This is a genomic window from Sulfurospirillum sp. E15m, from assembly GCF_059415145.1.
Genome location: NZ_JCAHZS010000003.1, coordinates 181,309 through 203,341 on the forward strand (window position 1 = coordinate 181,309; position 22,033 = coordinate 203,341).

A 22,033-nucleotide genomic window follows, 5' to 3' on the forward strand; every position below is an offset into this window, starting at 1 on the left:
AGTTCGTAATTATAGTAACTTTGTGCTTGTAATTTCTTTTTCATTCTCTTTGTATATAATTGCATATTTTACAGCCTTGGAGAGTGTCATGAAAATAGCGGATTTGATTAGTGGATACGAGAAATTTAAGGATACAAAGTTTAAAAAATATGAAAATAAATTTTTAGACCTTGTTAAAAATGGACAACATCCAAAAGTTCTTTTTATCGCATGCAGCGATTCAAGGGTTGATCCTTCGCTTATTACCCTATCAGCACCCGGAGATTTATTTGTTCTTCGAAACGTTGGCAATTTTGTCCCTCCTTTTGCTCCTGACAATGACTTTCACGCAACGGCTGCTGGTATTGAGTATGCCGTATCGGTATTGGGTGTGACTGAAATCATTGTGTGTGGGCATTCTCATTGTGGTGCGATTGAGACCATGTACACCAAAATTACAGACATTAATTTAGTCCATGTCAAAAAATGGTTAGAACTTGGGCTTGATGCGAAAAAATATGTCGAACAAAAATTGAGTAAAGATGTCGAACATGCTAAACGACTTGAATTGACTGAGAAAATATCGGTTCTGTTCCAATCCAAAAATCTTTTAACCTATCCTGACGTTGAGCGTCGCGTGAATGAAGGTGAGCTGTTCATTCGAACATGGTATTATCATCTTGAGACAGGAGATTTAGAGTATTTTAATACCGATAGCGGTGAATTTGAACCGATGCATGGAAGTGATAATTAATGCGTTTTTTACTGCTTTTATTGCCTTTATTTCTAAATGCTTTCGATTTTAAAGTCGCAACGTACAATGTCGAAAACCTGTTTGATGCCTCGCGTGCTGGTAATGAATATGAAGAGTACATCCCCAATAATAAACACGGTTGGAATGATGCGATGCTTCGCCTCAAAATTGCCAATCTTGCACGGGTTATCAAAGATTTAGATGCCGATATTATTGCGCTTGAAGAAGTTGAAAATAGGGCTGTCTTGGAACAGCTCAATCAAGCTCTTGGCGACAAGGCGTATCCTTATTTTTTTTATCCTAAAAAGAAAGAGCGTGTTTCTATCGAAACGGCTCTTTTGTCACGCTTTCCTATTGAAAAGACACAAACCTATTGGCTTCCAGACCAAGCAAGAGGGATTCATAAAATTACATTCCGTATCGATGAACAGTCTTTAGATATTTATATCAACCATTGGCCCGCATATAAAGAAAGAGAAGATGAACGTCTGGTGTATGCAAAAACACTGCGTAATCTTTTGGAGAAAGAACGTACAAAAGAGTACATCATCATGGGTGATTTTAACTCACCTTATGAAGAACGTAAAGAGCATTGGGGTATGGGACTTGTGATGTTTTTACAAGCAGGAAACATGAAAGCACCTTTGTATAATTTATGGTATGAACTCCCACAAGACAAGCGTTATTCTCACAGTTACGGCAAACAAAAAGAGACGCTTGATCACATCATCATTCCAAAAACATTGATGGATAATCGCGGCATTGATTACACCAAAAATTCGTTTTCAGTGTTTATAAAACCTTATATGTTGGATGAAAATGGCAATCCCAATCGTTGGCAAATCAGCAATCGTGGTCGGGGAGAACACTTAGGAATAGGCTATTCTGATCATTTTCCTATCTCTGCATTTTTCCATACGCAAAAATTGTAACACAAAAATATAACACCTTTTTAAGCGCTTTGCTTTTATAGTTATACATTATATTAATTATAAAGGATAAAAAATGGCATGCGCTGAAAAATTGCAACGTTTGATGATGGCAGTAGTACTTTTTATTGCTTGCTGTTTAATGAGTGTTGGCTCAATCTATGGCACGATTCTTTTGGGTTTTGTGATTGCGATGATCCTTGTGTGGGCAATCACAGATTTTTGTCCTTCCATTTGGGTTTTCAGTAAACTCGTAGGACACTGCAAAAACTACCGCTAAAGAGCGTGTGACCTTTACATGTAAAAGGACGATTTAACCAAGTCTAGGTTAAAATAAGTCTAAATTATTTACATGTAAAGGTCGATCAATGATCAAACCTCTTTTAATTGAAATTGGCGTCGAAGAACTCCCTGCGATCCCTTTTTTAAAAGAACTTCCCAATATTGAAACATTATGGCTTGATATCTTAGAAAAAAATGCTCTTGGATGCGAGTTTGAGTTTTACTACACTCCTCGTCGTTTAGTCCTTTGGCATAATGCGTTTCCAACATCTCAAGAAGCGCGTGAAGAAGAATTTTTTGGTGCACCACTTAGTGTCGCGCTTAAAGACGGTGAACCAACTGCTGCAGCACTTGGTTTTGCAAAAAAATGCGGCGTTGCATTTAGTGAAATTTCACGAATGATGAAAGATGGCAAAGAAGTGTTGTATTATAAAAAAGCCATTGCCGGCCAAGAGAGTAAAGCACTTTTAAAAGAGATGATCGAAAATTTCCTCAAAGGACTTAATTTTGGAAAGTCCATGCGTTGGGGATTTTTAGAAGAGAGTTTTATTCGTCCTATTCGTTGGATTGGGTGTATGCTGGGTGATGAGCATGTTCCTTTTTCTCTCTACGGCGTTGAATCTACTCCTTTTTCCTATCCGCATCGTACAATTTCTTACGAGCCGTTTGCCTATATGTTCGCAGGCGATTATTTTGAGCGTTTGGCCGAGCGTGGGGTTATTTTGTATCCTCGCAAACGTGAAGCGATTATTTTAGATGAGTTTAAAGCGATTGAAGCAAAAGAGGGCGTTCATATTGAAATTGACCCTGATTTATTGGCAGAGGTTGTGGCAATTACCGAGCATCCAAAAGCGCTTATGGGAACATTTGAAGAGCGATTTTTACGTTTACCGCCAGAAGTCATTATTACGTCTATGAAAGAGAACCAACGTTATTTTCCTGTGTTCAAAAATGGAAAGCTCAGTAACCATTTTATCGTGGTTTCAAATGCCATTAGCGATGATTATGATTTAATTGTCAGAGGTAATGAAAAAGTACTGCGTGCGCGATTAAGCGATGCACTATTTTTCTTGGATAATGACCTTAAAAACGGGCTTCATTACGAAGGACTCAAAGACATCACGTATCTTGATGGATTAGGCTCACTGCTCGATAAAGAGTTGCGTGAAAAAGAGATTGCCTCTTACTTGATGCATAAATACCAAAGGACGCTTATCGCTCAAAATGGACGTTTGAATGCAGCTTCTCTGGATGCGTTAATGCAAAAAGCGGTGATGTACTCTAAAAGCGATTTACTAAGTGAAATGGTGTATGAGTTTACGGAACTTCAAGGGTTAATGGGCTATTACTACGCCAATGCCGCAGGTGAAGATGCTTTATTGGCATTGGCACTGAAAGAGCAGTACCTTCCTAACAGTGAAGAGAGCGAGCTTCCGAGTACACTTTTTAGCTCCATCGTTGCATTAGCGTATAAATTAGATTCACTCATCGCGCTCTTTAGCATCAATAAAATTCCAACAGGAAACAAAGACCCGTATGCTTTGCGCCGTGCGGTGAATGGTATCATTAAAATCGTCTTGGAACAACAAGTATCCTTTGACATCAAAAATGACCTTGGGGCGTTGGCGAAAAACTATCAGGCATTTGATTTTGCACCCTTAGAGACATTTTTCTTAGAACGTCTCTATCAGTTTTTTGATGTAAATCCTTCAATTATTACGGCAGTTATCAGTAGTGGTGAACGCGATATTTTACGTTTATCTCAAAAAATTAATGCTTTGGCAAGTATCGTACAAAGTGAAGGCTTTAAAGAGATGTTCTCAACCTTTAAGCGAGTGGCGAACATTATCAAAAATCTAGAAATAACCGATACGATGAGTGTCAATGAAGCCTTGTTTGATTCTCAACAAGAAAAAGCTCTTTTTGAAGCGTTTAAAGAGGTCAATGAAAAAACCTATGCCTCTTTTGAAGAGAACCTAGATGCTCTTTTTGCGTTGAAACCTTTGATTGATGCTTTCTTCGATAACGTTATGGTCAATACGGATGATGTGGCAGTTAAAACCAATCGTCAAAACCTCATTGCTTCTGTTTATAACGCGTTTAAATCTATTGCTGATATTAAAGAAATTAGCATTTAAAGAATATAAGTAGGTACTTTCGTGCCTACTCCCCTCTCTTAAATCGTTCATTAAGTTTACATTTGGCATAATAGGTTAAATTTATTTAACTACATTAAAAAAAGATTACCAAATATTATGTCAGTAAGCAAACGTATTAAATACTTCAAGCAAATTGCTATTTTATTAACAATTTTTTGGACTATTTTAACATCTCTTTTTGTTGTCTATCAGTTCTACAATGAAGAAAAACACATTGAAGAGAGTTCTTTAGAGAAGATTAAAGGCGTTGCTGAACAATCCATGGCATTTGTCTATTGGGCCTATGAGCAAAAGGCGAATGCGCTCAGTGAAAAAGAACGGTATGGGATTCGTCAAAATTTTTCATTGCGAACTCTCTTAGCCGCTTTAGCCAGTCATAGTGATATGGAACTTAATATTCACTCTATCTACAAAAACATTGATATGTTTTCCGCTCCTTATAATGTCAAACAGACACTTAAAGAGATGATTGAGACCAAAAAAGATAGTTTCACTGTTATTCAAAAAGAAAATGCCAAAGCGCTTTTTTATACCAAGCCAATGCCTGCAAATGCTTCATGTATCTCTTGCCATGTGCATAGCGACGAAGCCATTGGTTCAGTGCTAGGGTTTATGACAATTCAAATGCCTGTTCCTAGCTTCAAAGAGGCCAATCCTAAGAGTTATTATTTTTTAATTTTGATGTACACAGGCACATGGGGGTTGGGTATCTTTGCGATTTGGTGGATTCATGCAAGAGGGCGTAATTATCTAAATGAAAAAACGAAGATGTATGAAGAGAGTATGTACGCACTCATTGATATGGTTGAAAAAAGAGACAGTTATACCGCAGGTCATAGCCAAAGAGTCGCAGAATATGCCAAAATGTTGGTCCTTGCCATGGGCTATTCACACGATGATGCAGATTTTATTTATAAAGCAGGCATGCTTCATGATATTGGTAAAATAGAAATTCCTGATGCAATTTTACTCAAGCCTGATAAGCTAAATTCTATGGAATATTCATTGATAAAGCGCCACTCTACGGCAAGTTACGAATTGCTTTCACGCGAACCATTTTCGCTTTTAGCCAGCGTAGTGTGGCATCATCATGAGCGCTACGATGGAGGAGGGTACCCTAAAGGTCTCAAGGGGGATCAGATTCCTCTCTTCTCGCAAATTATTACGGTTGCCGATGCGTTTGATGCTATGACAACCAATCGAGCGTATCGTAAAAGCCTCACACGTGAAGAAGCAATAGACAATCTTGAAGAAGAGAGTGGAAAACAGTTTAATCCTTTTATTGTCAAAATTGCCAAAGAAGTGTTTAAAGACATTACGTTACCTGAAAATACAACGCAGATGCCAAAAGATTTGTTAGAAGAGATGCGTTTTTCTTACTATTTTAGAGACCAACTCACAGGCTTTTACAATGTCAATTACCTGAAATTCTTGTTTGCACATTCAAATGATTGTCAATTTAAAATCTTGTGTATCGACCATCTTAATTGTATGAATTTTGCGACCTACAATAAAAAACACGGTTGGAAAAAAGGTGATATCTTTTTACGCCAAATTGCTCAAGCCATAGAATCAATATACCCTGAAGCAATCATTGTACGCGCGTATAGCGATAATTTTTTAGTTTTACATGTAAAAGAACACACACATATGGAGTACGAAACAGTGGATAAACTGCTACGTGAGCAAGGGCTGATTATGCACTATCAACATCTTAAAATTGAAGAAGATGAAGTATTAAGCCTTGAAATATTAGAAGATAAACTGCTTCATTTAGATAACTAAGGTATAATTCCCGTAAAACTCCATATTTGAGGGTATAACGATGCATTTTACTACCTGTCCGTTAGATTGTTTTGATGGGTGCAGTATTGTTGTGGAAGAGGACTTAAAGCTCAAAGGCAACAAAGCGCATCCCATTACCCAAGGTTTTTTGTGCCATCATCTGAATCATTACTACCATTTTGATCGTATTGAAGAGGCACGCTATCAAGGTCAAAGCGTTTCATTGGAAAAAGCCTTAGAGCTTTTGGTCGATGCGCTTAAAACGTACGCTCCATCTCGCACGCTTTTTTTTAAAGGCAGTGGTAATCTTGGTGTGATGCAAGGTGTCACAAAAGCGTTTTTTGCCAAACATCAAGCCGTGCTTGCTTCTGGGTCATTGTGTGATGAAGCAGGCGACGCGGGTGTAGTGCAAAGTAGAGGTGCGAATTTATCGCTTTCGCCTTTACATGTAAAAGAGTCCGATGTCGTGATTGTATGGGGAAGAAACCCGAGTGTCACGAATTCACATATGCTTCCTGCGTTAAAAAATAAAACACTCATTGTGATTAATCCTGTAAAAATTGACTTAGCATCCAATGCGGCATTGCACATTCAAATTAAGCCAAAGGGTGATTTGTATTTAGCGCTTCTTTTATGCCGCTTGGTGGCGATGGAAGAGATGGAAGATAAAACGTTTGTACAAGAGCGATGCGATAACTATAATGATTTTTTAGAATTTGTTAATGCGATTCCGATGCGTAAACTCATTGATAAAGCAGGTGTCAATTTAGATGATGTTGGACAATTGCTCTCCCTTGTTAAAGGTAAAAAAGTATCGATTCTTATAGGTATCGGTGTCCAAAAATACAGTTTTGGGCACAGTGTTGTTCGCTCTATCGATGCGTTTGCCGCCATGTTAGGCTTGTTTGGTAAAGTTGGATGTGGGGTAGGGTATCTTTCTAACAGTGGATTTGGGTTTACTTCACCTTTTAAAGTGAACGCTAAAAAAGAGCCTTTACCTATAGCCAACTTTAGCAAATACGACCTTGTGTTTATTCAAGGCGGAAATCCTCTTAACCAAATGCCCTGTTCCAAAAAAGTCCAGGAAAATATCGCCAAAGCAAAGTGTGTTGTCTATTTTGGTCTGCATGAAAATGAGACATCCGCTAAAGCGCATTTGGTCATACCTGCACTCTCTTTTTTAGAGAAAAACGATGTAAAACTCAGTTATGGTCACCATTTTGTAGGACGTATGCCTAAAATTGTCGAGAACAGCGCAGGCATCAGTGAATATGACCTTGCACAAAAATTATTGCAGGCTTTTGGACATGAGGCATTGCCAAGCGATGAAAGCATCATCGAAGAGGTTATCGCTTCAAACAGTGTTCTGCAAGACGGTTTTTTAATTTCAAAAACGTATGAAGAGATTCCTTATGCAACGAAGTTTTATACACCAAGCGGAAAGTTTGAATTTTTAGAGGAATTTGATGATGATATGGAAGAAGAGGGGGAAGGTTTCTTCCTGATTGCCGCAAAACAAAACAAATCTCTGAATTCTCAATTCGTCACCAATGATTATTTGTATGTGCCGACTTCTTTGGGATTCAAGCAAGAAGAACGCGTTAGGCTTACCAATCGTTATGGCTCCTGTATTTATTCCGTGATGCCGAGTGCAAAGCTTCGAGATGATTGTTTATTGCTGTATAGCGGTGCTAAAAATGCCAATATGCTCACCCCTAATGCGATGAGTCAAGAAGGTAATTGTGCGATTTATCAAGATATGAAAGTAACATTGGAAAAGATACAATGAGCGATAACGATATTTTGCTTGATGATGCGTTGTTGTTGGTTGAGCAAAATTTTTATTTTTTGCATATGGGTGAGTTTTTAGGAAAACTCTCTAAAACAGAAGACTTAGTCAATCGAAGTTTGTTTGTTGTCAAAAAATACGATGATGAAAAAGCCTATTATTTTAACTCTGAGATTATTCACGAATTGTTGGTGAATGCTAGGGAAACAAAAAAAGAGGATATATCGCTTTTTGAGTATTTTGTTGAATTCAATGCGTTTCGAGGTATTTGTATGGCAATGGTTGAGAGTTTACGGTTTGAAAGCCCGTTTAAAATTTTCATGCAACAGCTCTTCGGCGATCAGTTTGAGAATTTTTTCGATATTCTCTCGTTTGTTCGCAATGTACTCTCTCATAATATTCACTCAGAAATTTGTTTGAGTGAAAAAGACTACGAAGGAACACTCAAACGCATCCGTCGTATGGGGCGTAATCCTGAGATGGCTTTTGCCTTTCAATACTCCATGACACTCCCTGAACTAGGCGCTCCCAATGATGCGTATACGTTTACATGTAAAATCAATTTTGAAGCACTCACCGAAGGGATGCCTTTTCTAGAAATTCTTTCTATGTGGGAATTGTTGATGCTCAGTGAACTCTGTTTTAATTTGGTAATGACTTACCGTATGAAAGAAGAAAAAGCGTTAAGAGAAGAGGAAGTATGGGCAGAAGAGTAATCTTTCTGCCCATAGGAGGTTTTATACAGCTTCGTTATCAAGCTCACCGGTTCTAATACGAACACTTTTCTCAACATTGGTAACGAAGATTTTTCCATCACCAATTTTGCCAGTGCGAGCACTTTTGACGATAACGTCTATAACTTTATCAACAAGATCATCGACAACAACAACTTCGATTTTGATTTTTGGTAAAAAATCAACGACATACTCAGCACCTCTGTAAAGTTCTGAGTGTCCTTGTTGTCTTCCGTATCCTTTGACTTCACTGACTGTCATACCTGTGATGTCAAGTTCAGCAAGTGCGTCTTTTACATCTTCAAGTTTAAATGGTTTGATAATCGATTCGATTTTTTTCATCTGTTATCCTTTGCGCTTATTATCTTAAGTTAAATGATTTTTCGCCGTGCGCTACTTCATCTAAACCTTGAGACTCTTCTTCACTTCCAACTCTTGCACCACCGGTTAAGATAGATGCTATTTTAAAGACAACAGCAGTCACGATTGCTGTATAGATAATTGTCACGACAATACCTTCAGCTTGAATGAGAAGTTGGTCAGCTTTTCCATAAAGTAAGCCTGTTCCTAATTCATTGACTTCTGGGTTTGCAAAAATACCCGTAGCCAGTGCACCCCAGATACCCGCAACACCGTGGATACCAAATGCATCGAGTGAATCATCGTATTTGAGCGCTTTTTTAAGGCCATTGACACCGTAGAATGCTACGATACCTGCAACGATACCGATAATTAAAGAGGCACTTGTATCAACAAAACCAGCCGCTGGAGTAATGGCAACAAGACCCGCTACGATACCAGAAGCGATACCAAGTAATGTGAATTTTTTATAGGTAACATACTCAATAACCATCCATGAAAGACCAGCAACCGCAGCAGCAGTGTTTGTGACAAGGAATGCACTCGCAGCAATACCATCAGCACCTAATTCGCTACCTGCGTTGAATCCGAACCATCCGAACCATAACATACTTGCACCAAGTACGGTTAATGTGATAGATGATGGGAACATTGCTTTACCATAATCTGAACGACGACCTAGCATAATACACATAACTAAACCAGCAACACCCGCATTGATGTGAACAACGGTACCACCAGCAAAGTCAAGAACGCCAAGCTCAGATAAGAAACCGCCGCCCCATACCCAGTGCGCGATAGGTGCATAACATGCAACAATCCAAAGTGCCGCAAAAATAATCCATGTAGAGAATTTTAATCTCTCAATAATTGCACCGCTTGCAAGCGCTACTGTAATACCAGCAAAAGTCATTTGAAATGCTGCAAAAAGAAGTACCGGAATGTTTCCAGTTGCCCAAATGTCGGTTACTTTAATACCACTCATAAATAGGCTATCAAAACCGATAACGCCACCGATGTCTGTACCGAACGCCAATGTATAACCACAAATAACCCATACGACAGACGCTACGATGTAACCCATAACACTCATCGCAATGGTGTTCAGTAGGTTTTTAGAGCGAGACATACCGCCATAAAAGAGTGCCAAGCCAGCGGGTGTCATAAACATAACTAGCGCAGTTGCAGTTAAAACCCAAGCGGTATTTCCCACGTCAAGTGTTAATACCTTTTCGGCAGCATCAGCAGCAGCTTCGTCAGCTGCCCACAATGTTGATAGTGGCAACAAAGTTGCAAGAGCAAGTAATTTACTTCTCATGAATTTCCTCCTAAAATGTTGAACTGATGAAATTGTATCACTAGTCGTATTTTAATATATGCACCAATTTGATTAATTTTTAATCACTTTTGAGAAAATGAAATTTTTACTGCATTTGCTCCATTAGAAGATATAATTCGATTTATTTTTCCAAAGGGTCACAAATGACAATGAATTTCTATTTATGGCTCTCTATCTCTTTCTTTGTTGTATCGCTCCTTTTATCTCGAAATCGTACACGAAATCGCTACTCTCTCTTCTTGGGCGCTGTTATTATCTTTTGTTACATTATTTTAACAGGAGCTTACATTGTTTCTGATTATTTTACAGGTGAGGGCATTAATGACGCCGTTATTTATCACTTACGGTATGGACTAGAAGGTTCTGGTTTTGGTGATTATTATTTAATCATTTTAATTGGATTTGGTTTTTTTCTTGCCAGTTTTATTCTCTCTTTCTTCTATTTTCGTCTTTTAAAGAACGATATCTTTCCTAAAGAGAAGCGCATACGAAGGATTTTATCGAGTCTGTGTTTGCTTTTGGCGCTTGTATCCCATCCAACACTTGTAACATTTTATGATGACGTGTCTGAGGCTGTGGGGATTGAGAATGAACTGAGTGTTCAAAACAATTTCGCAGAATACTATAAAACGCCGACGATTCAAAGTGTGAGCGATGAGCATCTCAATTTAGTCTATATTTTTGCTGAGAGCTTTGAAACTACCTATTTTGATGAATCGCTTTTCCCTTCTTTGGTGACGCATTTACGACACATCAAAGAGCAAACTACCTATTTTACTGATATTCGGCAAGTCAAAGGTACGAGTTGGACGATAGCAGGTGCAACAGCCGTGATTTGTGGGTTACCTTTAGTGACCCCTTCTTCAAGCTCCAAATCGTCTCAAGGCAACTCGATGTCAAAGATGGATTCGTTTTATTCTGGAGCAACGTGTTTGAGTGATTTGTTGCATAAAGAAGGCTATAAGATGGCAAGTCGCAGAGGCGCTTCTTTAAAGTTTGCAGGGACCGATAAATTGTATCGTACCCATCACTTTGATGATATTAAAGGGCTTGACGAGTTAAAACCCTCCCTCAAAAATCCAAATTATTTGACACCTTGGGGTTTGTATGACGATACGCTGTTTGATATCGCCTTTAATGATTTTAAAAAGCTCTCTTCGTCAAAGCGGAAATTTGCACTTTTTGTCTCTACGATGGATACTCATCATCCCGCAGGGCATGTCTCAAAAAGTTGCCAGAACAACAGTTATAACGATGGTAGTAACAGTATGCTAAATGCCGTGTATTGTTCCGATGAGCTGATTGCTAAATTTATCAAAAAAATCCAAGACTCTCCGTATGGGAAAAATACGATTATCGTTGTTGCAAGCGACCATCTTGCGATGCACAATTTAGCGATAGATACACTGAATAAAGGTGAGAGAAGGGATCAGTTTATGATTATTGATCCACGAACGCCAGTTGAGAAAAAAGTTGAGAAAACAGGTTCTACTCTTGATATCGGTGCGACGCTATTACCTCTTTTAGGGTATAAAGCAGAGCTTGGGTTGAGTCGAAATCTGCTTGGAAATGATACCTCTTTAGTCAAAGTATTTGACGATTTTGATGAGCAACTTGATGCATGGACAAAAGATATCAGCTTATTTTGGGAGTTTCCTAAAATTGAACACGATATGCTCCTAGAAGCGAATGGTCGTGGTTTTAAAATTGGAAAGACGTTTTATCGGTATCCGATTGTTTTGCGCATCAATGATGTCAGGGAAGTCAATCCTTTTTTTGAAGTCCAACTCAAGTATTTTGAGACGCCTAAATTGTTTGAGTATCTAAAAGACTTTCAATCCAATGACCTTTTCTTATGGGTCGATAAATGTTCGCGTATAGCCGCATTCAACGATGCCAATGTTTCCATCAAAAGTAAGTATTGCTACGCTTTGGGCAAATTAGGCAGTGAAATTGTGAGTGAAGGGCTAAAGACCGATACCTCCATCTCTCTTGAGCAATTAAATCACTTTTTAAACCTGCCAACGGATGAAAATATCACGGCACAACGACGAGAGCGTTTGATGCATCTTCAAGACAAATAGCTTTTACATGTAAAAAGATTAGTGTCGCATCAAACGGTATTTTTGCAAGACTTTATCGCCATAAAGATTGACCACTAAGCCAGTGATAATCATCATGGCGGCTATCATTTTCCATTGAGGCAATGCTTCGTGCAAAATAAATGCGGCTGATGAAAACCCAAAGATCGGCACTAACAGAGTAAAAGGTGTGACGATGGTTGCTGGGTAACGATTGAGTAGCCAACTCCACACCGCAAAGCCAAAGAGTGTGACAGGATACACAAGGTAGGCAACCGCGCCCATACCGGTCAATGAGAGATGCATCAGTGTTGAGGCATTCCACAGATGCGATTCTAAAATAAACGATAAAAGCAATAAAAAAGGTGAGGCAATCAAGCTTCCCCAAACAACAAGAGAGAGCATATCGACATTGCCAATGTTTTTAGAGACCAAATTGCCAATGGCCCATGAAAGAGCGGCTAATTCAACCAAGATTAATCCAAAAAGGTTTAGGTCACCGCCGGTGTGCATCCCTACATAGCCAATACCTAAAAAAGCGATGCACGCCCCTATGACTTTGCTATAACTCATAGACTCTTTGAAAAAAATAACTGCTAAAAGCGCTGTAAAAAAAACTTGTGTTTGCAAGCTTAATGAAGCAAGTCCTGCACTAACGCCGACGTACATACCTGAAAATAAAAAAGCAAAATCAAAGACAAGCATACTCATCGAATAATTGAACAGTTTTATCCAAGACGTTTGTGGTCGTTTAATAAAAAAAATGGCTGGAAATGCGGCAAAGAAAAACCGTAAAAATGTCAGCAAAATAGGAGGTACTTCTCGTAAAGCTACTTGAATAACTACGAAATTGACTCCCCAAATCATTACAACGAATAAAATCAAAAATGTATGTCTTAAAAGCATTGTCCTACCTAGTGATTATTAACGATTATTCATTGCAAGTTTAATGCCAAATGCAACGAGTGCAATACCGGCTAAACGAGTGGCAAGTGTACGTGCAAATGGAAATGCTTTTAATTTAAGTGCTACCGTATTACCCACAAGGACTAAAAGTGCTTGATACATAAAACTAATGAGACTTACATGTAAAATCATAGCGATTAAGGTTGCTTGCGATGCATCTGCTTTTAGAAAAAGAGGAAAGAACGCCACGAAAAATAGCATGACTTTTGGGTTGGTAATACTGACAAAAAAGGCTTGTCTTAAATAACGCCACGCAGATTTTTTAGGCTCGTGAGATGCCGTGTCTGCTGTGATTTTTGTTCGTACAAGTGTTATTCCAAGCCAACACAGATACCCTGCTCCAAAGTATTGAAGTAGCGTAAACAGCAGTGGGTTTTCTTGCATGAGTGCTGCCAGCCCAATAAGTGCTGCAATCATAAAAACAAAATCCCCCAACAAGGTGCCAACCACAGCTCCAAGACCCGCACCCACGCCATTACGTGCTGTTGCATTTAAGATAGCAATGGTGCCAGCACCGGGAATGAGTTGAAAAAGTATAATGGCCATTACAAAACTGTAATAATTCTGAATGTCAAACATGGTTGCTCCTTGTTTAAAAATTGTTTTTATTATACAACGATTTCAAAAAGGCCATTGCCTATTTTTCGTCCTATTTTTGTCATACATTTTGCTTATAATATCCAAATAAAGCATCGCTTTATCAAGAATGAACTAGAATACAAGCACTGTAAAACGTATAATTAGCATCATCTCATTGATACGATTTATCTAACGGGACAAGGGGACATACATGAGTGTTAATTTACTCTTAATTGGGGCAAATGAGGCAACGACTGCGGAGTTGGTTTCTTTAGTGGATGCAACATTATCAACAACAGCAGTTTATGAAAAAGCGACGCTGAGTAACTATCAAAATTTCGATGTTTCCAAATTTGACTTAGTCGTGTGTTTCGCCAACCGTTACGATGAAATGGTCAAAAAATATGGAAAAGAGATCGTTGTAGCGGTTGAATTTGTCCCTCCAACGGATTTCTTTGTTGCCGTGAGTCGGATTCCTGCGGGTGAAACGGTTGTTATTTTTAACAACAGCATGTCAGGGGCGAATGTAACACTCAAATTTTTAAAATATTATAAACTCGACCATGTAAATTATAAAATCGTACCTTTTGATGAATGCAGTGATGCTGAGACAAAAGAGGCGTTGAACAATGCCAATTATATCATCGGAACCGATGGCTACGTTTCTGCGGGTAAAGCCCTTTACACTAAATACAATCACTACCTAAAACCTGATGTTATCGTAATTCCAAGTCCTCCTCGTTCTGCTACGGCTGAGAGTGTCAGCGCTCTAGCCCAAGTCGTTACAGCGATTAATAACGACAAAGCTTTGCAAGAAGCGCGTGATATTTCTAAAACGTTGGCTGAACAAACCAAAGAAATTTCACTCATCACCAAAAGTGCTTCGCAATCTATTGAAGACACTGCAAATACCATTGTCGTCGTTAATAGCAAACTCGCTTCTGAAGTTCAGAACGTTCAAGTGACCAACGACATGGCACAAGAATTGACCAATGCTGTCGAGCAAATTGGCACGATTACCACTGCGATTAAATACATTGCCAGTGAAACCAACCTTTTAGCGCTTAATGCGACCATAGAAGCGGCGCGTGCGGGAGACCATGGACGCGGTTTTGCCGTTGTAGCAAGTGAAGTTCGCAAACTCTCCGACCAAAGCAACAAATCAACCGATAGCATTCGTGTGTCCATTATGGAAGTTCAAAAAGTGGTTGATCAGATTGTTCCTGCTTTACAACGCACGGTGGATGAGATTATCAAAACACAAGCCGAAGTGGAGCGTATTAGCATTGCGGCACAAGAAGAGAGCAAAGCTATGAATGAAATTATTAAAAAACTTCAAATTATTGTGGATGTCTCTGAAGCGCTCAATGCCGCTGAAAACAGCCATAACGAATAGATTTCTTCTTTAAAAGGGCGCAAGCCCTTTTCCCTTTCAACAGTAAGCGAAGTATAAACACTACTAAATAGGTAGGAATACTTGACAATAAAGAGGCAATATGCTACACTTCCGCACATTAAATTTTAAGGAGGCATTTATGCGACCATTTTTAACACTCTCTACTCTTTTGGCTCTTTGTATGATGAACGTTTCAGCAAAAGAGATTAAAATTGGCGTCATGATGCCTATGAGTGGAACCCTCGCTTCATACGGACAAACAACGTATGAAGGCGTTGAATTAGCCCATGCGCTTCAACCGACATTGAAAAATGGCGATAAACTAACATTGGTTCTTGTGGATAACAAAGGGGACAAAGTGGAGTCTGCCACTTCGGCAACAAGGCTGATTACCTCCGATAAAGTCGTAGGTATATTAGGTGCGATTACCAGTACCAACACCGCGCAAATTATTTCTATTGCCGATAAAAAGAGTATTCCTGTGATTGCTCCAGTCGCAACTAATGATAAATTGACCTTAGGTAAAGCGTATGCAAGCCGTGTCTGTTTTACAGACTCGTTTCAAGGCTCCGTGGTAGCGCAGTATGCGACACGTGATTTAAAACTCAAAACGGCTGTCGTTTTAACCGACCAAGCACAGGTCTATTCGTTAGGGCTTTCAAAAGCATTTACCGAAGCCTTTGTTAAAAACGGTGGCAAAGTACTCAAAGAGATTCGTGTCAGTTCAGGCGATAAAGACTTTAAGGCCGTTGTGGCGCAAATCAAATCACTCAATCCCGATATGATTTTCTTGCCAATTTATCATGCGGAAGCCTCTATGATTGTTCGTCAGGCAAAACAAATTGCGTTAAATAAACCATTTTTATCGGGCGATAGCGTTGCAAATCCAACGTTTATTGAACTCAGTGGTGACGCGGCTGAGGGACATATGTTCACAGACTTTTTTGACCACAATGCACCTCCTACCGAAAAATCAAAAGCGTTTATAGCGGCGTATGAGAAAAAAACGGGTAAGAGAGAGGTCAATTCGTTTGTAACGCTTGGTGCTGATACGTATAACGTCATGGTCGATGCCATCAATCGTTGTGCCAATCCAGAAGACAGCGTTTGTATCAACAAAGAGATTAAGCACACGAACCATTTTGAAGGTGTTTCAGGATTTATCTCCATCGATGAGCAAGGCAACGCGACACGTTCTGCTGTTATCAAAGAGATTAAAAATGGCAAAGCCGTTTACAAATCTACGGTCAATCCCTAAGGTTTTACATGTAAACGTAAAAGAGGCAAAGCGCTTCTTTTACGTTTGATTAGGATTTAAATTTCCCCAACTCATTTTTAAGATTTTCCGTCATACTGTGCAAGTGGTCTGATGCTTGCGAAACATTGCCAATGTTCGAGACATTCTCATGCGAAATGGTATTGATTTTATCAATTTCGATGACCATTTGTTTGACTTTTTGCGCATTGTGGACAAAATTGGTGACGGCATGGTTGGTATCGACAATCGTGTTAGCGATAACCCCATTAATGTGATTCATTCCCCCTTGTACTTTTTGGGTAATCGAAGCGAGCTGATTGATTTCATGGGCATTGTTGGCGATGTCGGTATTTGCATCCATAATGGACTGGACGACGACATTAATGGTTGCATCAATTTCCACCAAGCTTTTTTGAGTACGCTCCGCCAACTTTCGCACTTCATCGGCAACGACGGCAAATCCTCGTCCATGTTCTCCCGCACGTGCGGCTTCAATAGCGGCATTGAGTGCGAGCAAATTGGTTTGGTCGGCAATGTCTTTAATAATGTTTAAGACATCTTTGATTTCGCTAGCATTGTGACTGACGTTTTCAAGCTTTCTGACCAATTCTTGCTCTTTTTCGATGGTCATCTGCATGGTTGATTCGAGTTGTTCGACGTGTGATTTGACAACACCAATGTCATCTTGTGTTTTTTTGAGCGTACTTTCTGAGGTTTGCGCTGTATGCACAGAGAGCTCTAATGCTTTGGAAATATCTTCGCCTTCTTCTTTGGTGTGTGCGACAATTTTTGATTCTGCTTCGACGTTGGAAACAACATTGAGCGCTGTACGCGACAACTCTTCGGAGATAGAAGCATTCTCCTGACTAATCATTTTCGAATTTTGGACAATTTCGTGCAATTTGGCAATAAACGTATTGATATAAGAAGAGACTTGCGCAAATTCATCATTGCCATGAACATGCAATCTTTGCCTTAAATCACCTTCTGCGCTAGAGAGTTCATAAGCGATTGAGCCTAAATTTCTGAGGGGTTTAAGAAGCGCTCTCATCAACAGAACAATCACCACGATAGCACCAAAAAGCATTAAAGAACCCATCATAAAAAGCTTTTGCATTTGGGCATTTAAAAAGGAATACGATGTCTCTTTATTGTAAGCAATGCCCACTCTCCACCCACTTTCTTTAGAGGTGGTAAAGGCGTAGAGTTTATCTTCTTTATTAAATGTGTAGTTAATCAATCCTTCTTTTAAATCGCCAAATTGAGAAGTGAGGCTTGGCGCAAAATTTGCTAAATCTTTGCCAATAAAATCAGCATTAGGATGCGCAAGCACAATGCCTTTCGTGTCTTGTAAGATGCCATACCCGCCTTTAAATTTGATACTAGCGATAGTTTGTACCAAAGCATCTAAGGTGATGTCCACACCTAAAACACCCACGAGTTCTTTATCGACATTGTAAATGGGTGTCATAAGGGTGACCATTAAGACATGATTGGTTGCTCCCATATACGCATCGGTAATGCTTGTTTTATGGTCTTTTTTCGCCTGAATATACCATGGTCTTGTTCGTGGGTCATAGCCAACAGGACGTTGTTTCTCACTGCCCCAAATCATATCGCCGTCTTCAAAACCGACGTATGAGTCAATCGCGCCAACCGTTTTGGTGGTTTCTTGAAGTTTTTCAACCATTTGGTGAAGGCTTCTTAAGTCTATATCTTGAAAGAAACGAGCAGAATTTTCAATTTCATTTTTTTTCGTCGATAGCATCAGGTCAATATAGTCTGTAAAGGAGTGTGTCGCCATTTTTAAACTGGATTCAATTTGATGGATGCTGTTTTTCTTTGTATCGTTGTAGCTAAAGATACCAAAAGAGATGAGACTAAAAAACATGAGCAGCGAGACTGTAAGGATAATTTTTGTTCTAAATAGCACGAGGAGGATTCCTTTGTAATGTTCATTCAATGTGAATTTTAAACCATAATAGATACAAAATAGTTACAGCCACATTACTGATAAGAGTTTTACATGTAAAAAAATTGCTGTATGAAAGGTAAAAAAAGGAGTGAATGTTTTGGACTATTTTTCTCTTTTTATCATAACATTATGCGAGATTTGATACTATATAAGTATGTTATAACACACTAGGAATATCACTTGTCACCAATCAAAAAACTTATTAGCGAAAAAATTTTAATCATAGATGGCGCGATGGGTACGCAAATCCAAGCGCTAAGCATTACGCAAGAACAATGGGCAGGCAAAGAAGGGTGTAATGAACTTTTAAACGCTACCGCTAAAGAAGCAATTTTTGGCATCCATAAAGGCTATTTGCTCGCGGGTGCTGACATCATCAAAACCAATACGTTTGGTGCGTTGCCATGGGTTTTAGATGACTATGATATGGGTGAACGTACTTATGAACTTGCCCGTGCGGGTGCCCAGATAGTCAAAGAAGCATGCGAGCAATTTTCAACACCCCAAAAACCTCGTTTTGCAGCAGGCGCGATGGGTCCTGGCACGAAACTGCCTTCATTAGGGCATATTGATTACGATACGATGTATGCAGGGTATAAGATAACGGTGCAAGGATTACTCGATGGCGGATGTGACCTTTTCCTCATTGAAACTGCGCAAGACCCTTTGCAAATTAAAGCCGCACTTCATGCCATCGAAGATGTCCAAAAAGATTTACATGTAAAACGTCCCATCATGGTCTCTGTGACGATAGAACTCAGTGGTTCAATGCTCATTGGAACGGATGCTACCACGATAGCAACCATCTTAGAGCCTTTTGATATTCTAAGCCTTGGGTTTAACTGCGGAACAGGTCCTGAACAAGTTGAAAAACATGTCAAAACCCTTAGCGCTATTTGGCCAAAACCTATTAGTGTCCATGCCAACGCAGGGCTCCCTCAAAACCGCGGTGGCTACACGTTCTATCCGATGGGACCAAGAGAGTTTGCAGAGCTTCAAGAAAAATTTATCGCATATGATGGGGTGAGTATTTTAGGAGGATGTTGTGGTACGACACCACAGCATATTTTAGAACTTGCCAAACGTGTGGAGGGCAAAAAGCTTTTAGCGCCTAAAGGTGAGATGCCAAGAAGTATCGCTTCTTTGTTTGAAACCAGAAGCCTCAAACAAGACCCGGCACCTTTCTTAATCGGTGAGCGTAGCAATGCCACAGGCTCAAAAGCGTTTCGTGAACTACTGCTTGCAGAAGACTACGATGGTACGCTGAGTGTCGCGCAACAGCAAGTCAGGAGTGGCGCGCATGGTATTGATGTCAGTGTTGGGTTTGCAGGACGTGATGAACACAAAGATACCAAAGAGGTAGTTGGACGCTATGTGCAAAAAATTCTCTTGCCTTTAATGCCAGATACCACACAAGTTCCCGCCCTTGAAGTCGCCCTTAAACTCATTGGGGGCAAGCCTATCATCAACTCGGTTAATCTAGAAGATGGCATCGTCAAGTTTGATAAAGTCTGCTCCCTCGCAAAGCGTTTTGGATGTGCGCTGGTGTGTTTGACGATTGATGAAGAAGGCATGGCAAAAACCAAAGCAAAAAAAGTGGAAATCGCCGAGCGTATTTATCAATTAGCTACTACAAAACACGGCATTAACGCAGGGGATTTAGTCTTTGACTTACTCACATTTACCGTAGGAAGTGGGGATGCTGAGTATCATACTGCGGCGATTGAAACGATTGAGGCGATTCGTGAATTTCATGCAATGCACCCTGAAGTGGGTTTTGTACTAGGCATTTCAAACATCTCGTTTGGTTTGGCAAAACACGCACGCGAATACCTAAACTCCGTCTTTTTGCACCACTGTGTTGAAGCGGGTCTTAGCATGGCGATAGTCAATGTTAAAAACACGCTTCCAATGCATAAAATCAGTGAAATAGATAAAAAGGTCTGTGAAGATTTGCTTTTCAACCACCGTGAAGAGGGTGATCCACTCTTTAAATTTATAGAGCATTTTGAAGGGGTTGTGGAGAACAAAGACGAGAGTGATGCGGCGTATTTAGCGATGAATACGAAAGAGAAAATCTCGACTTTGCTCATTGATGGCGATAAAGAGCGAATGCTCACGCTATTGCCAAGTGCCAAAGATGAGATAGCCGCAGAGGTCATCGTCAATGAGATTTTGATTGACGCGATGAAAGTCGTTGGCGAGCTCTTTGGTAGCGGAAAAATGCAGTTACCTTTTGTGCTTCAATCAGCAGAAGTGATGAAAGCCTCGGTTGATTACCTACAACCGTTTTTACCCAAAAGCGAAAAGAGTACGACCACAACGCTTATCATCGGAACGGTCAAAGGCGATGTGCATGATGTGGGTAAAAATCTTGTCGATATCATCTTAAGCAATAATGGTTTTAAAGTCATTAACATCGGAATTAAGGCTGATTTAGAGCAGTTTTTAGAAGCACTTAACGAGCATAAAGCGGACGCCATTGGTATGAGTGGACTTCTTGTCAAATCGACCAATGTGATGAAAGAAAACTTAGAGGCGATGCAGAAAATGGGCATTAAAATCCCTGTCATTTTAGGTGGCGCGGCACTGACGGATGCATTTGTAGAAGATTTTTGTCGCCCGATTTACGATGGACCTATCTTTTACTGCAAAGATGCTTTTGAAGGCATTGAAGCAATGGGACGCATTGAAGCGAAAAATTACGATACCGATTTTGGGCATAAAAGCGTTGATAACAGTGTCACGAAAGCCAATAAAGAAGAGCGCGTCATTCCTCCTTTTTCGGAACTAAAAATGCCAAGTCGTGAGATAAAAATTCCCACACCTCCCTTTTGGGGCAGACGTGTTTTAAAAACCGATGTCAAAGAGCTTGCATATTTTTGGGTCAATCACAAAATCCTCTTTTCTCAACGTTGGGGTTACAGTGGAAAAGGGCAGAGTAAAGAAGAGAAGCAAAAACAGCTTGATGAGGTGTTGTGGCCAACGTATGAGCGTGTAAAAGCCGACATTGAAAGGTTAGGGCTATTTGAGCCGACCATTATTTATGGGTATTATCCTGCGCGTTCTTGTGAAAACAAACTCTATGTGTTCGATGAAAAAGAGGGCTATTTTAGTGAAGAGCAGGTCAATACAGAACCGATTGAAGCTATCAAAGAGCGTGCCACAAACGTGTTTGATTTTCCACGCCAAAATAGAGTGCCATATCGTGCATTGAGTGACTTTATTCACCCCTCTCGTCACGATGTGATTGCTTTAACGTGCGTGAGTGCAGGTGCAAAATTTTCTGCCTATGAAAAAGAGCTGTATGACTCAGGTAATTTTACCGAGTACTTTTTTGTGCATGGATTGGGCGTAGAACTTGCCGAAGCGTTGGCTGAGATTGTGCATAAGCAAATCCGCCTTGATTTGGGCATTGCGGAGCATGAAGGGCATAGTTTACGCGATGTGCGTATGAAACGCTATCATGGATGCCGTTACTCATTTGGCTATCCTGCGTGTCCGGCATTAGAAGATACGAAAGTCATTTTTGAATTGTTAAAACCAGAAGAATTTGGCATAACGCTTAGTGAAACATTTCAAATTCATCCTGAGCAAAGTACCACGGCTATCGTGATGCACCACAGGGAGGCCTTATATTTTAATGTCTGATGTATAATGCACATACA

Annotated in this window: 16 protein-coding genes; 11 read left to right on the forward strand and 5 right to left on the reverse strand. The window is 39.8% G+C overall.

Features of this window, described 5'->3' with window-relative positions; translation table 11 throughout:
* Positions 1–88 precede the first annotated feature (88 nt).
* The 7 genes from AC5SLP_RS06450 (at position 89) to AC5SLP_RS06480 (ending at position 8,393) form a co-directional block, all read left to right on the forward strand.
* Entirely contained in the window at positions 89–733 is a 645-nt protein-coding gene (locus AC5SLP_RS06450; RefSeq protein ID WP_495254333.1) for a carbonic anhydrase, read from the forward strand.
* Positions 733–1,665 carry an endonuclease/exonuclease/phosphatase family protein gene (locus AC5SLP_RS06455; RefSeq protein ID WP_495254334.1) on the forward strand — a complete coding sequence of 311 codons (933 nt, stop codon included), beginning with the start codon at positions 733–735 and terminating at the stop codon, positions 1,663–1,665. Before AC5SLP_RS06450 ends, AC5SLP_RS06455 begins: the two co-directional genes overlap by 1 nt.
* A gap of 73 nt (positions 1,666–1,738) precedes the next feature.
* Positions 1,739–1,942 carry a phosphoribosylaminoimidazole synthetase gene (locus AC5SLP_RS06460; protein WP_495254335.1) on the forward strand — a complete coding sequence of 68 codons (204 nt, stop codon included), beginning with the start codon at positions 1,739–1,741 and terminating at the stop codon, positions 1,940–1,942.
* An 88-nt stretch (positions 1,943–2,030) separates the two neighbouring features.
* Positions 2,031–4,082 carry a glycine--tRNA ligase subunit beta gene (gene glyS, locus AC5SLP_RS06465; protein WP_495254336.1) on the forward strand — a complete coding sequence of 684 codons (2,052 nt, stop codon included), beginning with the start codon at positions 2,031–2,033 and terminating at the stop codon, positions 4,080–4,082.
* A 117-nt stretch (positions 4,083–4,199) separates the two neighbouring features.
* Entirely contained in the window at positions 4,200–5,888 is a 1,689-nt protein-coding gene (locus AC5SLP_RS06470) for an HD-GYP domain-containing protein (RefSeq protein WP_495254337.1), read from the forward strand.
* Between the two features lie 40 nt (positions 5,889–5,928).
* On the forward strand, positions 5,929–7,677 hold the full coding sequence (locus tag AC5SLP_RS06475) for a molybdopterin-dependent oxidoreductase (protein WP_495254338.1): 1,749 nt from the start codon (positions 5,929–5,931) through the stop codon (positions 7,675–7,677).
* Positions 7,674–8,393 (forward strand): hypothetical protein, encoded by a 720-nt coding sequence (locus tag AC5SLP_RS06480; RefSeq protein WP_495254339.1) that lies wholly within the window; start codon positions 7,674–7,676, stop codon positions 8,391–8,393. The genes AC5SLP_RS06475 and AC5SLP_RS06480 overlap by 4 nt, the downstream gene beginning before the upstream one ends.
* Positions 8,394–8,414: 21 nt before the next feature.
* Here the strand turns inward: AC5SLP_RS06480 and AC5SLP_RS06485 are convergent, their stop codons facing one another.
* Together AC5SLP_RS06485 and AC5SLP_RS06490 are read right to left on the reverse strand one after the other, a co-directional pair.
* A complete protein-coding gene (locus AC5SLP_RS06485) occupies positions 8,415–8,753 on the reverse strand; it encodes a P-II family nitrogen regulator (RefSeq protein WP_495254340.1) in 339 nt (112 codons plus the stop codon).
* Positions 8,754–8,772: 19 nt separating this feature from the next.
* Positions 8,773–10,089, reverse strand: coding sequence for an ammonium transporter (locus tag AC5SLP_RS06490; protein WP_495254341.1), 1,317 nt, complete (start codon positions 10,087–10,089; stop codon positions 8,773–8,775).
* A gap of 164 nt (positions 10,090–10,253) precedes the next feature.
* Here AC5SLP_RS06490 and AC5SLP_RS06495 point away from each other — a divergent pair, with 164 nt between their 5' ends.
* Positions 10,254–12,194, forward strand: a complete 1,941-nt coding sequence (locus AC5SLP_RS06495) for a sulfatase-like hydrolase/transferase (RefSeq protein WP_495254342.1) — start codon at positions 10,254–10,256, stop codon at positions 12,192–12,194.
* Between the two features lie 18 nt (positions 12,195–12,212).
* On the opposite strand, the gene AC5SLP_RS06500 is transcribed toward AC5SLP_RS06495, so the two are convergent.
* Both AC5SLP_RS06500 and AC5SLP_RS06505 read right to left on the reverse strand, forming a co-directional pair.
* Complete coding sequence (locus AC5SLP_RS06500) at positions 12,213–13,097, reverse strand: EamA family transporter (protein ID WP_495254343.1); 885 nt, start codon at positions 13,095–13,097, stop codon at positions 12,213–12,215.
* An 18-nt stretch (positions 13,098–13,115) separates the two neighbouring features.
* The gene (locus tag AC5SLP_RS06505; protein ID WP_495254344.1) at positions 13,116–13,736 is read right to left on the reverse strand and encodes a LysE family translocator; all 621 of its coding nucleotides are present in this window, start codon (positions 13,734–13,736) and stop codon (positions 13,116–13,118) included.
* A 211-nt stretch (positions 13,737–13,947) separates the two neighbouring features.
* On the opposite strand from AC5SLP_RS06505, the gene AC5SLP_RS06510 reads away from it, so the two are divergent.
* Positions 13,948–15,132, forward strand: coding sequence for a methyl-accepting chemotaxis protein (locus tag AC5SLP_RS06510; protein ID WP_495254345.1), 1,185 nt, complete (start codon positions 13,948–13,950; stop codon positions 15,130–15,132).
* A gap of 139 nt (positions 15,133–15,271) precedes the next feature.
* A complete protein-coding gene (locus tag AC5SLP_RS06515) occupies positions 15,272–16,390 on the forward strand; it encodes an ABC transporter substrate-binding protein (protein ID WP_495254346.1) in 1,119 nt (372 codons plus the stop codon).
* Between the two features lie 49 nt (positions 16,391–16,439).
* Here the strand turns inward: AC5SLP_RS06515 and AC5SLP_RS06520 are convergent, their stop codons facing one another.
* Positions 16,440–18,323 (reverse strand): methyl-accepting chemotaxis protein, encoded by a 1,884-nt coding sequence (locus AC5SLP_RS06520; protein ID WP_495254347.1) that lies wholly within the window; start codon positions 18,321–18,323, stop codon positions 16,440–16,442.
* A gap of 222 nt (positions 18,324–18,545) precedes the next feature.
* Here AC5SLP_RS06520 and metH point away from each other — a divergent pair, with 222 nt between their 5' ends.
* Positions 18,546–22,016, forward strand: a complete 3,471-nt coding sequence (gene metH, locus AC5SLP_RS06525) for a methionine synthase (protein WP_495254348.1) — start codon at positions 18,546–18,548, stop codon at positions 22,014–22,016.
* Positions 22,017–22,033: the final 17 nt, after the last annotated feature.